General features: G+C 40.2%; 4 protein-coding genes. All 4 read left to right on the top strand.

Translation table 11 applies throughout. The features are described from left to right. Positions 1-11 precede the first annotated feature (11 nt). The 4 genes from AC0L3Q_RS22235 to AC0L3Q_RS22220 all read left to right on the top strand — a co-directional run bounded on the left by AC0L3Q_RS22235 (position 12) and on the right by AC0L3Q_RS22220 (position 17,888). Entirely contained in the window at positions 12-2,402 is a 2,391-nt protein-coding gene (locus AC0L3Q_RS22235; RefSeq protein ID WP_473283030.1) for a cellulase family glycosylhydrolase, read from the top strand. Between the two features lie 125 nt (positions 2,403-2,527). Then, positions 2,528-9,493 (top strand): PKD domain-containing protein, encoded by a 6,966-nt coding sequence (locus AC0L3Q_RS22230; RefSeq protein WP_473283028.1) that lies wholly within the window; start codon positions 2,528-2,530, stop codon positions 9,491-9,493. Positions 9,494-9,626: 133 nt separating this feature from the next. Continuing rightward, entirely contained in the window at positions 9,627-12,959 is a 3,333-nt protein-coding gene (locus AC0L3Q_RS22225; protein WP_473283026.1) for a PKD domain-containing protein, read from the top strand. Between the two features lie 18 nt (positions 12,960-12,977). After that, on the top strand, positions 12,978-17,888 hold the full coding sequence (locus AC0L3Q_RS22220; protein ID WP_473283024.1) for a glycosyl hydrolase family 8: 4,911 nt from the start codon (positions 12,978-12,980) through the stop codon (positions 17,886-17,888). The last annotated feature ends 84 nt before the right edge of the window (positions 17,889-17,972 follow it).

The raw sequence follows: 17,972 nt of genomic DNA, 5'->3' as shown, positions 1-17,972 counted from the left end.
CTATTTATATCATGAAAAACTTTACTAGATTTTTAAAGAAAGCCTTGATAGTATTAGGAGTACTATGTATAGGTTTTTCTACTAATAATACGCTTGCACAGCAACAAAATTTCCTAAGTGTTTCAGGAAATAAGCTGTATGATAGCACAGGAAAAGAAGTACGCTTAACCGGGGTAAATTGGTTTGGTTTTGAGACCTCACTTTATATGCCTCACGGAATATGGACCAGAGATACCAAAAGTGTACTTCAGCAGATCAAAGATTTGGGATTTAATACCATTCGAGTACCGTGGTGTAATGAAATGCTAAATCCCGGAGCTACTATTGATATACCTTCATATGGAAGTGATCCCTACACGGGTATTTCTCCTATGAATGAAGTTGAAACCAATATCACATCACCGATAGAGTTGATGGACGTCATTGTACAATGGTGTCAGGACAACGACGTAAAAATTGTACTGGATAATCACTCTCGTGCAGCCGATGGGTTTTTAAATGAAGCCTTTTGGTATACCGATGAATATTCTGAAGAGCGTTGGATCAACGATTGGTTGTTTATGGCAGAACGATATAAAAATTTCTCTGCTGTAGTAGGTATGGATTTAAACAATGAACCTCATGGTTCTTCCTGGGGGAATAGCAATCCAGCTACCGATTGGAACAAAGCGGCCGAACGATGTGGAAATGCCATTTTGGAGGTGAATCCTAACGTTTTAATCATTGTAGAAGGTGTAGGAGAATTTGAAGGAGATTCCTACTGGTGGGGAGGCCAATTGATGGGGGCAGAACAGTACCCAGTTCAATTATCAGACCCAAGCAAGTTGATGTATTCTGCTCACGAGTATGGACCAGAAGTAGCCACACAGGATTGGTTTACTGCTTCTAATTTTCCTCAAAATATGCCTCAGATATGGACAGATCATTTCCACTATTTATACGAAAACGAAACTTCTCCCATTTTTGTTGGAGAATTTGGTATTAAAGATCAGGATGCTTTCAATGGTATTGCGTTTACCTGGTTTACAGAGTGGGTTAATTTTATGGGAGATATCTATTCCTGGACCTTTTGGACCATGAATCCTAATTCTGGAGATACCGGAGGTATTCTGGCAGATGATTGGTCTACGGTAAACGAATGGAAAATGGATGTATTAAGACCGCATTTCGCCCCTTTTATTCCTAATGTGGTAGGAGGAAACGGTAATCGACCACCAGTAGCAAGTTTTACTACAGATATTACTTCGGGAGATGCTCCCTTAACAGTACAATTCGATGCTTCAGGATCTTCAGATCCTGATAATGATACGCTGTCGTATTCCTGGAATTTTGGTGATGGTACCACAGCTACAGGAGTGGGAATTTCTCATGTGTTTACTCAATCAGGAACTTATCCGGTTACACTTACCGTAAGCGATGGAGCTCTAAACGATACGCAAAACACAACCATTACAGTGGGTAATACAACTCCGGTAACTGTTGTGGCTGATATAGTAGCAAGTAGTACAGGAGGAGTTGCTCCAGTGACCATCTCTTTTGATGGATCTGCATCTTCAAGCTCAGATGGTAGTGCATTAACCTATTCTTGGGTGTTTGGAGACGGAAGTACAGGAAATGGTGCTACGGTGGCTCACGAATATACAGCAGCAGGAAATTATACGGTAACTTTAACCGCTACTAACCCTGATGGAGTGACGGATACCGCGTCTACTTCAGTTACAATTACAACATCAAATCCACCAGGTGGAGATTGTAGTTTTGGGGCTCCTCAAGCCGATCCATTAGCAACGATTGCTAATAGTTCATACTCCAATGCACATGTACTTGGTAATGGAGGACCGGATTTAAGTAACGTAACCAATTTTACAATTAATTGGGACCTGACTAACAATGGATTGTGGCAATTTTCTATGAATACCAGTAATGGTGTGCCAGATTGGTGGAATAATCTGTTGAGTAACACTACCAGTCAAACTTTTAATAGTGCGCAACCTTCAATTACGCTTTCTGGAACCGGTTTTGCAAACCTTGATGGAGCATACTACGTGACTATGGATGGCACTAACTTCGTTATGGTATCCAAAACAGGAAACTTTACCATCTATTTTAGCAATAGTGGCACCCCTCCGGTTTGTCAAAGTGCTAGTAAAGCTATTGGATTTACGGATATAAAACTTTTTCCAAATCCAGTGATCAACCAAATCAGCATTTCTAGAAACGAATCCATGCTAGGAAGTGTGATTGCTATTATCGATATGACAGGAAAAGTGATAAAATCAACCACTATAGATACAGCCACAAAACAAATGACCATGGATATTTCTGAACTCAATTCAGGATTATATTTCATTAAAACATATCAAAACAAACAAACCTTAACCAAACAGTTTATTAAAAAATAGATAGATCAATTCTGAAATGAAAACCAAAGCGGAGGAAGCTCAAAGCTTCCTCCCTTACACCTAATCATTCTCTTAAGACTTAATGGGTTTTTAGGAACCCATGCAAACACAAACTCATCATAACTATGAAGCCTGCATATAAAAAGCGAGCTAGCTGGCTTATGCTTTTTAAAAAAACGAACTATCGCTTGTGGATAGCCATCGCCGTGTTTATTTCCTTCGGTCTGGTGGTAAAGTCAGTAAGACAAGTGTACGATGGCACCAGGGGGCCTGAAATGACAACACAAACCTGGCCAGCAGGGACTTTCCTTGCCAATTTCCCTGAAGGAGACAGAATCAATACTTATCACCGAAACTATTTAATGATCAACGGTCAAGCTGGAACCGGAATCTGGGATGTTTCGAATCCTACAGCACCCAAAAGAGTTCAATTTAGCGATGCAGCCAATAACGGACATCGCTGGTGGAAACTGGAAGGGGATCTATTTTATCGCGAATATTCGGTTCCCGAAGTACAAGGAACAGGATATAAATACCTCGATCTATCAAATATGTTGGATCGCAAACCCGTAACGGCTTCCGATATTTTGTATACGGTACAAGACGGACAAGCGAATTACGATAATTTAGAAACTTTCCCCCATACTATTGTTGGAAGTCGTGTTTTTGACATGAGATCTGGAGTACAAGTAGATGATATTCCTGTGTCTGCTGCGGTACCCGATGTTGTGGTCCGAGTTGGGAACTATGTATTTTATGCTCCGCAAACCGGAGCTATTACTGTTTTTGATTTTGGAGATCCAAATGATATCAAATTTTTGGGCTCATTTGGAGGAGATATTCCTCACGAACAGTATAGTACTGGGATTCAACTTTGGAGAAACTACCTGGTGTTTATGAGTGGAAATCAGGGGCCAGATGCATTGGTTGGATTTGATATTAGCGATCCAACCGATGTAAAAAGAGGATTCAGCCTGCATTCAGATCAAATTACACTAGGGCGTTATATGATTTTTCAGGATGAATTTGGTTTTTCCGGAAGATTTGACAGAGGAGTAAAATTCAATTTTGAAACGATGGAGATCGAACAGGAATTTTTTCCTCCGTCTAGTGATGAAACCCTTCAGTTTATCGATAATCAATGGATGCCTATTGGACATATTTTGGTAGCGAGTGGAGATGATAAAACTTCAATTTTTGCACATCAAGATGGTTTGGATACCAACCCGCCCACGGTAGGGCATCACTTTCCTATAGCAGGAGCCATCAATCAACCTATTACCACTACTATAGGTTTTGTAATCAATGAAACGCTAAATGATTTAACACTAAATGATCAAACCATTCAGGTAAGTCCTTTGGGAGGTGACCCAATACGTGGAGATGTAACCACAACCTCTTATCAGGTTATCAATTACGCTCCAAAAGAAAAATTACTACCCAATACTACGTACGAAGTAAAATTTGTAGAAGGAGGAATCAAAGATGCCGTGGGTAATGGGATGGAAGAATATATTTTCTATTTCACTACAGGAGGAGATGCGTCCAATCAGTCGCCTAATATTACTGCGATTAATTTGGATCAACCCTCTCCTGTTGCTACAGGAACTCAGCTTCAGTTTGTTGCCGAGGCTTCTGATCCAGAAGGGAATACCCTTAATTATCGATGGGATTTTGGAGATGGTTCTCCAAAAACCGAATGGGCGGGTAATACGGTTACGCACACCTACACGGATTCTGGTAACTATACCGTTCAGGTTCAGGTAAGCGATAACAACGGAGGATTTGCTGTAGCTTCGCAATCTTTGGTAGTAACAGGAAATCTATCTACTCTTCGTCCCTCCCAATCCAGCCCAATTGCTGTAGATGAAATCAATAGAATCGTATGGTCTGTAAACCCGGATAACAATACAGTGACCCTTATCAATGCAGATGACCTTTCCATAATCAAAGAAGTTACCGTAGGTAAAGATCCCATTAGTGTTGCAATAGATAAAAATAGCAATGCCTGGGTGAGTTGTAGAGACTCTGATCAATTGTATATTCTAAATACACAAGGAACCGTACAAAAAACAATAGCCCTGGACAAAGGAACCAGACCATACGGAATGGTTTTTACTCCTGATGGAGAAAAAGGCTTCGTTTCCGGATTCGGATCCGGAAATATTATAGAAGTTTCTTCGCAAACCAATTCTGTGAGTACATCCTTTAGTATCGGAGATACACCAAGAGCTCTAGGGATTACTGGAGACGGTAAAACTTTGTTAGTTACGCGATTTATATCTCCAGATAGTGAAGGGCAAATTTGGGAAGTCGATATCAACACTCGCAGCCTCAAAAACACCATTTCTTTGCCCCTTGATGATTTTACACAAGATAATGGAAATGCAGGAAGAGGATTACCCAACTACATTTCCGGCGTAACAATACACCCTAATAATCAAACGGCCTGGTCTGTGGCCAAAAAAGATAATATTTTAAGAGGTTTGGCAAGAGACGGTCGGCCCCTAACATTTGATAATGTTGTTCGAACAGCAATATCTCCAATTAATTTGGTCACCAGTACCGAAATACTCCCCAGTAGGTTGGATATTGATAATCATGGGCAGCCGTCTTCTGCTTTATTTAGCCCTAGTGGTAACTACCTTTTTGTAACCATGCAAGGGAATAATCGGATCGTGGTAATAGATCCAAAACGAGGCATAGAACTATTAAAAATGGATGCAGGTAAAGCACCGCAAGGACTTGTTGTTGATCCTGTAACCAATCGACTCTTTGTAAAGAATTTTATGGATCGATCGGTAACTGTTTTTGATGCAGAACAAATGATCAAAAATGGTACAGCAACCTTAGAAAAAGTATCTGATATTACTACAGTAAGTCAAGAAGAACTTAGTGCTACAATACTCAAAGGGAAGCAAATTTTTTATGATGCTGCCGACCTAAAAATGGGTACTGATGGATATATAAGTTGTGCTAGTTGTCATATCGATGGTACTCAAGATGGAAGAACCTGGGATTTTACAGATAGAGGAGAAGGTTTACGGAATACAATTTCGTTAATCGGACGAGCGGGTACCGGGCATGGGCGAGTGCATTGGAGTGCTAATTTTGATGAAATTCAGGATTTTGAGAATGATATCCGATTCCATTTTAAGGGGCAAGGATTTATGAGTAATGCCGATTTTAATGATGGAACCACTGCCTTATCTCTTGGGAATCCCAAGGCTGGGAAATCTGCAGATTTGGATGCCTTAACCGCTTATATCGAATCACTGAATACCTTTGACCCTAGTCCATATCGAAACCCTGATGGGTCTCTTACCACACAAGGGGTAGCAGGAAAATCTTTGTTCGAAGATCTGAAATGTAACTCCTGTCACGGGGGGAGCAGCTTTACCGATAGTAACACTGGTAAATTGCATGATGTAGGAACGGTTGTAGCTAATAGTGGTAACCGTTTGCAAAAACCATTGCTCGGGATAGATGTACCTACCTTAAAAGATGTCTGGGCAACAGCTCCATATCTACACAATGGTTCGGCAAAGACCATCAGGGATGTTCTTACCACCTATAATACCGGGGATGCACATGGTAACATATCTTCTTTAAGTCAAACTCAAATTGATCAGCTTGAAGCCTATATAAAACAAATAGATGGGTCTGAAATTGGAGTAACATCTGCACAAGAATTAGAAATGTCCTCGCCAAAAGATGGAGCTCAAATTGATACTTCAGATCCGGTAAAACTAAGTGTAAATACCAATATTGAAGGAGTTACAAAGATTGAATATTATGTAGATAATGATTTGGTAGATGAGGTAACTACTCCACCTTTTGAATCCTCTTGGCAACCGATTATATGGAAATCGTATACCATTGCGGCCAAAGTGTTTTATAATAATGGAAAGACAGCCTCAATTACACCAGAGATCAATGCCAAATTCAAGAATACGATCAAGGTTATGTTTGTGGTTGGAGATAAGAATAATTTGTCTGATGAAGATCAGCGAATTAAATCTCGATTGGAGCAAAAATTAGGATTTGTAATCACCTTATTCTCTGACGAAGAAGCTACCAGTCCACAATCTGCAAACCCATTCGATTTGGTCTTGGTATCCTCTACGGTAGATCCTAGAGAACTAGGGAACGATCTGGAAGGGGCGAGAGTCCCGTTGATGACCTGGAATCCTTTTATGTACGGGAAACTAAGAATGACCAGTGGAGAGTTAAACACGGGTTATGGGATCACTCCTGAAGGATTTGCTAACGTAACCATCACTGCCACAGATCACCCTATGGCTGCAGGAGCTGGTATACAAACGGCTTTATATTCGATCACACAAAGTTTGCCATTTGGGAACCCTTCAGATGAGGCTATAGTGGTTGCCAAAGCAGGTACAAAACCGATACTATTTGGGTATGAACCTAGTATTTCAATTCCTTCTCGTAGAGTGGCTTTCCCACTTCGGGATCAGTTTATGCATTTGCTTACCGATCAGGGGCTCAAAATGTTTGATGCTGCTGTACTGTGGACGTTACACGGGGGAGATGCAACCACTCCAATCGGACCATTACCAGATGTGTATTTCAAATCTCCAACAGATGGGCAATTGGTCAATACACCTTTACAAATCAATTTTGAAACTGAAGGTTGGGATCTGCCGTCGCAGCAATACAAACTTCGATTTAGAATCGATGGTAGTGATCGTGGATTGATCGGTGCAGAAGGAGAATTTACAGATGCCACTGCACTATCAGAAGGACCTCATGAGTTAACATTACAGATGGAACGAAGTGATAATTCTCTAACGGATCTTGGAGAAACCATTACCGTAATTGTGACCAATGATCCTTTACCTCAAAATCCGACAGCGATCATCGAATCCCCTTCTAATGGTGGATTGGTAGGCCCAGATTTTTCTATTGAGTTCTCAACATTTTTGTGGGATATTGCTCCAGGTGGGCAACATGTCAAATATTTTATTGATGATATAGAGCAAGGATCAGTATTTTCGACAGCACCAATTGCAGTATCCAATCTTTCCGAAGGACAACATACCATCAAATTGGTATTAGCCAAAGCCAATGGAGAAATCACAGGAGATCCTGCCGAAATTTCAATAACGGTTGATGAACGATTTAATAATCTGCCCGATACTGATTTTAGTGTAGAATATAGTGATAATAGCTCATCCGTATCGACTTCAGAGCTAAAACCTATATTCCAGATTGTGAGTGAGTCTGCACAAAGTTTACCTCTAAGCGATTTTAAAATTAGGTATTGGTTTACTCCCGAGCATAATACACCTATGAGTTTCAATATAGATTATGCTCAAGTGACCGGAGTGGCAGGGACTTTTGGAACTCAAGGAGCAGAAAACTACCTTGAATTAGGTTTTAATGCATCTTCAGGAAATTTACCAGCCAATGGAAAATCGGGTATTATTCAAACAAGACTACATCACTCTAATTTCCAAACACACAATCAATGGAATGACTTCTCGTATGATGCAGGGAAAACCTCACTAAAACCCCATGTATTGATAACCTTATACTACAAGGGGACTTTGGTTTGGGGACTGGAGCCAGATGGCAATAATGTGCCAACTCCTAATAGGATTCCAACTGCGGCCATTACAGTAGATACAAATTCCGGTGTTGCTCCGCTAACGCTCAACTTAGATGCTTCTGGGTCTAGTGATCCCGATGGAGATGTGTTGACCTACAACTGGGATTTTGGAAATGGAGATACCGCCACGGGAGCGGTAGTAGCATATACCTATCAACAAGCTGGAGATTACGATGTGGTTGTCACGGTCGATGATTCCAAAGGAGGTACTGATACTGAAACCGTGCGGATCACTGTAACCAATCCTATACCTGTTTTGGAAGCTAATTTTACGGCTACACCGATCCAAGGTACTGTGCCATTGGTAGTCAATTTTGATAGTTCATCTTCTGTGTTTCCTGGTAATGCTGTGATTAGCTACTCTTGGGATTTTGGAGATGGAAATGTAAGTACAGCACAAAATCCTTGGCATACCTATACACAAACAGGATCTTATGCGGTTGTGCTTACCATTAGTGATGGAGCAAATTCTGATATTTCAGAAACGGTTACCCTTACGGTAACTGACCCTTCAATTCCAACGGCTACAGCCAATATTGTAGCAGATACGACAATTGCTACAGTGCCTGCGATCATTAATTTTGACGGGTCTGGTTCTACAATTTCAGATAATAGTGTGTTGTCCTATGATTGGGATTTTGGTGATGGAACCTCTGATACAGGAGCAACGGTATCTCATGAATATACAGCTGCTGGAAACTACGTAGTAAGCCTAACGGTATCTAACGTAGATGGTATTTCAGATACAACTACCCAGAACATCGTAATCGAAGAACCTGTTGTTGGGGGTAATGATTGTGCCTTTGGAACACCACTTGCAAATCCGTTACCCACGATCGAAAACAGTACCTATTCAAACATGTATGTATTGGGTACAGGTGGGCCTGATTTAAGTAATGTGACCAATTTTACAATCAATTGGAGTCTAGAAAATAACGGGCTATGGCAATTATCGATCAACACTAATAATGGTGTGCCAGATTGGTGGGTGAATTTGATCGCCAATAGTACAAATCAAACGTTTAATTCGGCACAACCAGAAATTACTTTTTCCGGTACCGGTATCACCAACTTTGATGGAACGTATTATGTGGCAAAAGATGGGGATAATTTTGTGATGGTATCAAAAGCAGGAACTTTTACCATATACTTTAGTAATGCAGCTGCAGCACCAAGTTGTGAAAACGCTATAAAAGCCTCGAACAATGATAAAAAGTTACAGGTAGTAACGTCACCAAATCCTTTTGTCGATCAGATTACTATTAGTAACCCAAAGACCCTTCAGGGAGCTCGTATTACCATCATTGATCTTAATGGGAAAATTATACAATCTCATCAAATACAACAAGATACATCTCAAATTACTTTGGCTACAGACGGTATAGAATCAGGAATGTATTTCATGCAAATACAATATGCAGGAGCTACTGTAGTGAAGCAAATTTTGAAATATAAGTAATGCTTACTGATGATAAATCAGTGCATAAAAAAGTACAAGAACACCAACTAACTATAACACAAAAAAAATGAAAATAACAGCAATTAGAAAGATACTCTTAGGGAGCTTTCTTTTGATTCTAAATGTCAGTTTTATGACTGCACAAACGACCCCTCCAGCAGGTTTTGTTTATACCGAAGGAGATAAATTTATGTTAGACGGAAAACCATTCTATTTTTCTGGAGCCAACGTTTATGATTTCTTCACCTACGGATCATCTAGTGGTGATATCGAAACTCAATTCATGGATAAAGATCGTATCGATGAGCATATGAGGCGTTTGTATGTCAATGGAGTACGAGTGGTTCGATTATGGGGATTTAGTCATGAAGACTGGCATGGTTTTGAACCTCAAAAGGGAGTGTACAGCGAAGGGCAATTCTCATTATTCGATTATGTAGTAAAATCCGCAGAGGCCAACGGAATCAAGTTAATCGTTGCACTCGAAAATTATTGGAATGACTATGGGGGAATCAAAGACCGCCTGAAATGGGAAGGGATTGATGTACAAGGAGCAGGGATACATGATCAAGGACAGTTTTTTACCAATCGATCCGCTATAGAAGGATACAAGGATTATGTAGAGTACTTCATCACTAGGGTAAACCATTATGATGGAGTCGAATACCGAAATGACCCTACCATCCTAGCTTGGGAGCTGATGAATGAACCCAGATATCAAGGGTTTGGAGACGATTTGGCATCAGAAACCTTAAGGGCTTGGGTAGACGAAATGGGTGCTTTTATTAAAACCATAGATCCCAATCATTTGCTAGGGACAGGTCTTGAGGCACACGGTTTAAAATATGGATTTGGAGGAGATGAAGGGAATGATTTCATCAAAATACATGAATCTCCTTATGTTGATTTTACTTCTGCTCACCCATATATACGAGAGAGTTGGTCCAACTTTACTTTGGAGCAAACCATGCAATTGATGGCACAATGGGCAGACGAATCCCATAATATCATCAAAAAACCCTTATACATCGGCGAATTCAATGTAGAAATACAAGAGCGCTACGAGTGGTGGGAGGAGATGTATAGCTTTATCGAAGAAAATAAGATCGGAGCTAGTGGGTTTTGGTGGTTCCCGGATAATAATACTCCAAGAGATAAGTTCGCGGTTTTTGAAGGTGATGTTGAGGTTGCGATCTACAAAGAACATGCGCTCCGAATGGAAGAAATGTCGGGAGGAGAAGCGATTTACCTTTCGCTACGTTCTCCAAAGTCAGGAGATAAGTTTGTGTCTGGGAGTCCGGTACATATTGAAGCCAATTTATTAAATGAAAACAATACCATTGCCAAAGTAGAATTCTTTAGTAACGGAGCGTTGGTAGGAGAAGATGTTTTTGCTCCTTACGAGTTGGATTTAAATAATTTGCCAGATGGTCAATACCAGATTACTGCAGTGGCAACCGGGGTAAATGGGGTGACCAAAACCTCTTCTGCAAGAAATATTCAGATAGGAGGGGAAGGTATTTTAACATTAGAATATAAAGATGCATCAACTGCCGTAGAAAGCAATATCATAAAACCACATTTCAGAATATTTAATAATTCTTCAGACGATGTTCCTTATGCCGATTTGAGTATCAGATATTGGTTTGAAACGGAAGAAGACTTACCTCTTAACTTTTTTGTGGATTATGCCATGATCGGAAGTGAAAATATCAAAGGCACTATAGTAAATACCGAAGGGAACATGCACTATCTTGAAATTACTTTCGATCCTGCTGCGGGGCTATTGGGAAGAAATGATGGCTCTGGTAGAATGGAGCCGAAAATAGCAAACAGCACTTGGTCTATAACAAATCAGGCAAACGATTACTCATATGATGGCACCAAAAAAGACTTTGCCGTATGGGAAAAAGTAGCACTGTACCTTAACGGGAAATTGATTAGCGGAATTGAGCCGGGAACTACCGTGGATACACCAACGGCTTTGATCACAGCTAGTACCATATCTGGTAATGGACCATTATTAGTTTCTTTTGATGGTTCTGGGTCTACCGATCCTAATGGAGATGTGTTGACCTATGTTTGGGATTTAGGAAACGGTGTTACCAAAACAGGAGCTGCTATAGATCACGAATTTACCGAATTCGGTGATCAGCTGGTAACCTTAACAGTTAGCGATCCTAGTGGTAATACCGATACCGATACCATTACGATTACCGTTACTGATCCCAATCAACCTCCGGTGGCTTCTTTTGTAGTAGATACAGATACTGCTATTGCACCGGCTACTCTTACTTTTGATGCTTCGTCTTCTACAGATCCCAACAATGATACCTTAACGTATACCTGGGATTTTGGAAACGGAGATACGGCCACAGGAGTAACTACTTCTTACCTATTTAATACGGTAGGTACGTTTACAGTACAACTTACCGTAAATGATGGTAAACTTGATGATTCGGTAACCAAAACCATAACGATTACAGACGGAAACCCAATAGCCAGTATTACTGCAGATGTGACTTCTGGTATAGCGCCACTTATTGTAAATTTTGATGCTACAGGATCTTTGGATCCACAGGGGATTGTATTGAGTTATGCTTGGGATTTTGGAGATACAAATACTGGAACTGGAGAATTAGCAACTCATACGTTCACTTCGGCAGGAATATATACTGTTGTATTAACCTTGGATAATGGGCAAGGGGGGACGGATACAGCATCCGTTACCATTACCGTTACCGACGAGCCAGTGGTATCTGATTTAGCTATTGAGTATAAAGATGGAGGACGAGGGAACACCGCTGATAATATGATCAACCCTCATTTGAGAATTGTGAATAACAGCAATCAGCCTGTAGCGTATAGTGATCTTACCATTAGATATTGGTTCACTTCAGAAGAGAATAATAACCTTAATTTCTGGTGCGATTGGGCCCAATTGGGTAGTGGTTTTGTAAATGGAGTTTTTGGAGAGGCCAATGGAATGGATTATCTCGAAATATCCTTTGATCCAGCTGCTGGAAGTATAAGTGCATCGCAAAATTCTGGTCCGATACAAGGGCGTTTTGCCAAAACAAATTGGACTCCTTTTGATGAAGCCGACGACTACTCATTTAACGCAACAGCATTGGATTATATGGCTAATGATAAAATTACCCTATATCAAAATGGAAACTTGATTTGGGGTCTTGAACCTGCTGCTGCTGCTTCTGCTGCAATAGCGTCTTCAAAAGTGATCGTCTCACCAAATCCAGTAGTAAACGAGCTAGTAGTAAATACGACCGCATCTTTTAAAAATACAAACATCAAGGTGATTGATTTTTCTGGTAAAGTATTCCAGGAAAAGCAAGTGCAAGAAGATATCAATAGTACATCATTTGACTTTAGCGCATTACGTCCTGGGACCTATTTTGTTAGAATTCAAAAAGGAGATAAGACGATTGTAAAACAAGTGATAAAATAAAACCAAGCACTAGCAATCATGAATATACCAAGTAAATTTTTAAAAACACTTTTGGTGTTTGCTCTATTGGTTTTAGTATGGAATAATCATCAAGTGTTTTCGCAAAATACTATACGTGTCCAAGGAGATAAAATCTATTCTTCTTGTGGAGAAGAAATAGTAATGAGGGGAGTTAACGAAATGTTTGTTTGGTCTCAGGACCGAACAGGAGAAAGAATTCTTCCTGAAATAGCAAAAACAGGATCCAATGCCGTACGATTGGTTTGGACAACCGAAGGTCCAGAAAATGAATTGGATGCTTTAATCAATAATAGTATTAAGAATAAAATGGTTCCTGTGGCAGAATTACATGATGCCACAGGTGATTTTAGTAAACTTCAACTATTGTTGGATTATTGGAAAAAACCAGCAGTTTTGGCAACCATTCAAAAGTACAAAAAGTGGTTGATCGTTAACATCGGGAATGAGGTCGGAAATGGATCTGAGTCTACCGCCCAATGGGTAAATTATTACAAAGATGCAATTACACAACTGCGAGATGCAGGAGTAGATACCCCTTTGATGATAGATTGTGGGGGCTATGGAAATCAGGAACGCTATTTTCTTGAAGGAGGAAAAGAACTGTTAGAATTTGACCCGTTGCACAATATCATTTTTGCGGTACATACCTATTGGACCAATGGGGATGATCAAGCCAAAATAGATCGTCTTAATGCCATGATTCTTGATGCGAGACAAAAAGAACTTCCCTATATCATAGGTGAAGGTCCGCAGAAAGTAGCTTCTCCAGTTGCTTGTGGGCAAGGTTTTCCTTACAAAGAAATGATCAAAAGACTGGAAGAGGAAAAAATCGGTTGGTTAAGCTGGTCATGGGGAGCTGTAGACAATAATGATTGTGGAGCACCCAATAGTGAATTGGATATCACAACAGATGGAGTGTTTGGAAATTGGGCAACAACCTTTGCAGAGGAAATATGTGTAACCGATATAAATTCTATACAAAACACCTCTGTGATTCCGCAATCAATGATAAATCCAGGTATTCCCGCTTGTGGAGTTACTTATACCATTGTAGCATCAGCCGATACGGGAGGTAGTATATCGCCTTCGGGAGACGTTATTGTTTCTGAAAATGATAACCAGATATTTGATATCACGGCCGATCAAGGCTTTAAGATTGAAGATGTGGTAGTAGATGGAAGTTCTTTGGGAGCGATAAATACCTATACATTCTCCAATGTAGCCGGTGATCATACGATCAATGTGGTTTTTTCGGCAATACCGTTACCACCACAGGTGCCTTATGTAAACGGACAACCACAAAGCATTCCAGGACAAATAAAGGCTACTTCTTTTGATCTGGGTGGCGAAGTAGTTGCCTATCATGACACTACCGTAGGAAATGAAGGTGACGGCATACGACAAGAAGAAGATGTGGATACCGAATTTGGAGGTGATGGTGGAAATATTGGATATACTGCTACAGGAGAGTGGATAGAATACACTGTAGATGTAGTGCAAGCAGGTACGTATACCATTGATGTGCTGGTAGCTTCGGCAGTATCTACAGGGGCTTACCATTTAGAATTTGATGGAATTGATGTTACCGGAATTCAACAGGTAGCTTCTACAGGTGGATGGACAAGCTACATCCCTCAAAAGATTTCAAACGTAACGCTCAATGCAGGAGAGCAGGTGATGCGAATATTTATAGATGGTGGTTCGTTTAACTTCTCTACAATGACTTTTACAAAAGAAGGAGATACAACAAACAATCCTCCTGTTGCTGCATTTACTACAAGTGTAACTTCTGGCGCAGCGCCTTTGGAAGTTAATTTTGACGCTTCTACATCTTCAGATCCTGACGGTGATACTTTAACATATGTATGGGATTTTGGAAATGGGCAAACAGCTACTGCCGTAACTCCTTCAATGACGTTTGCGGATCCGGGCACCTACACGGTAATGTTAACTGTTGATGATGGAAACGGAAGTACTTCAAAAGCAGAAAAAATAATAACTGTGAGTAATGGTGATTCCAGACCTGCGCCAGTTATTCCTGATCAGCCTTCATTTACAACCGATATCTACAGAAACATGTTTGTAGAATCTGGGCGAACAACTCTTGAAGTTTCGACAAGACTGGATCAAATATGGAATCAATTCTTTGTTAACGGAGATGTGAATTCTGAACGCTTGTATTATGAAGTGGGTAATGACATGGCCTATATTCTGGATACGGGAAATAATGATATTCGATCTGAAGGAATGTCGTACGGAATGATGATTTGTGTGCAATTGGATAAGAAAGAACAATTTGATAAACTATGGAAGTTTGCGAAAACGCATAGTCAGCATCAACCAGGTACTACCAGAGAAGGGCTTTTTGCATGGCAGTTAACCACAACAGACTTTTCTATGATTGATCAAAATCCGGCTCCCGACGGCGAAGAGTATTTTGCCACAGCATTGTTCTTTGCTGATGCTAAATGGGGGAGCGTTTCTGATGGTAATTTTGATCCGCAGACGGATGTCTTTGATTATAGAGGACAGGCTAATTATATCCTGGACAGTATGCTTAATAAACCAAGTTCGGATAGTGGGCAATGTCCTACGGATTTAGTCAATCTTGCCGAGAAGCAAATCGTTTTTACCCCTTGTGGTACATCGGCTACGTTTACTGATCCGTCGTATCATTTGGCTGGGTTTTATGAAATATGGGCATTGTATGCGGATAATAATAATACACTTTGGTCAGAAATGGCAGATGTGAGTAGAACCTATCTTTTACCAAGAGCTGCACATCCGGTAACAGGTCTTATGCCCGATTATTCAGAATTCGACGGGACTCCCAAAAATATTGGGACACATGCGAATTTTGAGTTTGATGCCTGGAGGAATATCATGAATATGGGGTTTGATTTTGCCTGGTTTCAGAAAAATAAAACATCTATTCAACCTTTGATCAATAGACAGATCGACTTTTTTAAAGATAAACCTAATTATCCTGGTTTATGGACACTCGATGGTACACCTAGAAATACAGATCATAATCCTGGGTTGGTAGCCTGTAATGCAGTGGGGAGTTTAGCGTTGGAAGATGCCAAGATTTGGCCTTTTGTGGATGAACTATTTGAATTGTCGATACCATCAGGGCAGTTTCGATATTATGATGGTTTGCTGTACATGATGAGTTTTATGCATCTGGCAGGAGAGTTTAAGATATATAAACCGGATACCAATAATCAAAATCCGATTGCTTCAATAACTTCTAATGTAGATGGAGGAGTGGCGCCGGTAACAATAACTTTTAATGGTACTGGGTCTACCGATCCTTCAGGAGAAGGCTTGTCCTACAGTTGGGATTTTGATAATGGAGAAACGACAACAATGGGAATAACAACGACTACCTATACTAGTCCAGGAACATATACGGTAACGCTTGTAGTGACAAATACATCTGGTCAAACAGATAGTATCACCAAGACTATTACTGTTACTGATGGAAATGTAAGTTGTGCTTTTGGAGCGCCTTTGGCAACTCCCTTGTCTTCGATCAATACCTCTTTTGAGAATGTATTCGTTTTGGGGAATGGAGGGCCAAATTTGGATAATGTAACCAAGTTCGAAATCAATTGGGATGCCGGTAATAATGGATTGTATCAACTCTCTATGAGTACCAATGATGGTTCACCAAACTGGTGGAATGATTTTTTACCCAAAGTAACCCAGAATTTCAACTCGCCAGAACCAGAAATTACCATAACCGACTCTGGATTTAGTGGTTTAGATGGTTCGTATTGGGCTACTATCGACGCCGATAATTTCGTGCTGGTGTCAAAAACTGGTGGGTTTACCATTTACTTCAGTACTTCGATAATTGCACCTAATTGTGATGGAGGGACAACACCTACTCCTGTAGTCGATGGGGGAAGTATTTCTGGAGGACCTTTCTCTTTTACCGTTGGAGATGGTTTGGTCGATAATGTTTCCGGTATTTCGTTGGTTGGTAATACAGGAGCCAACTCACAATGGGTGGTTACCGATGATCAAAATAACATTCTTGGCTTACCAGCTACTATTGAATCTGTTGATTTTGATACCGCTGGTGCAGGGACTTGTCTTATTTGGCATTTGAGTTACGAAGATGGTTTACAAGGGTTAGTTATGAATGCAAATATCAATACCTTGGTTGGAGATTTCGATTTTTCAAATTCGATTTCCGTATTCCGAAATCCTGCAAGTAGTGGCGGTGGTGATTGCACTTTTGGTACTCCACTAGATAGCGCGCTTCCATCAATCAACAGTGCTTTCGAGAATGTATTCGTTTTGGGAGATGGTGGTCCGGATTTAAGTAATATTATCAAGTTTGAAGTAAACTGGGACCAAACGAATAATGGATTTTATCAATTTTCTATGAATACCAGCAATGGTATTCCAAATTGGTGGAATGATCTTATACCGAAGGTAACTCATAGTTTTGATACACCGCAACCTTCAATTTTGATTACAGCATCTGGGATTCCCGGGCTTGATGGAGATTATTGGGTAGGATTGGATGTAAGCAATTTTGTTTTGGTTTCCAAATCGAAAGGGTTTTCAATATACTTTAGTACTTCCTCTATTTCGCCAGATTGTAGTAATACCACTGCTGTTGGCATAGCAGCAACGGATGTAGTGATAAGTCCTAATCCAGCGGTAAACTATATACATGTAGATATATCACAAGATGAACTCCAAAAACATAGTGGAGTTACTCAGTTACAGTTACATCTATATACCCTTACAGGTTTGACCATTACTACAAAATTTATTGAAGAAAGACAACAAAATATTCAAACGGTAATCCCTGTAGATGGTTTAGAATCCGGGATCTACATTTTAGAAATTGTAGACTATAAAACAAATACACAAATCAGAAAAAAATAATAATTCACCGATAGATCATAAACATGAGGTGTGGGCACCTCGCAAGCACTACCCCTAGTTACACGGATGACGAGAGTCATTAAA

Source organism: Aquimarina sp. KJ22-3, from assembly GCF_055808215.1.
Note: the sequence above shows the minus strand (reverse complement) of the source record. Positions and strands in the feature narration are given on the sequence as shown.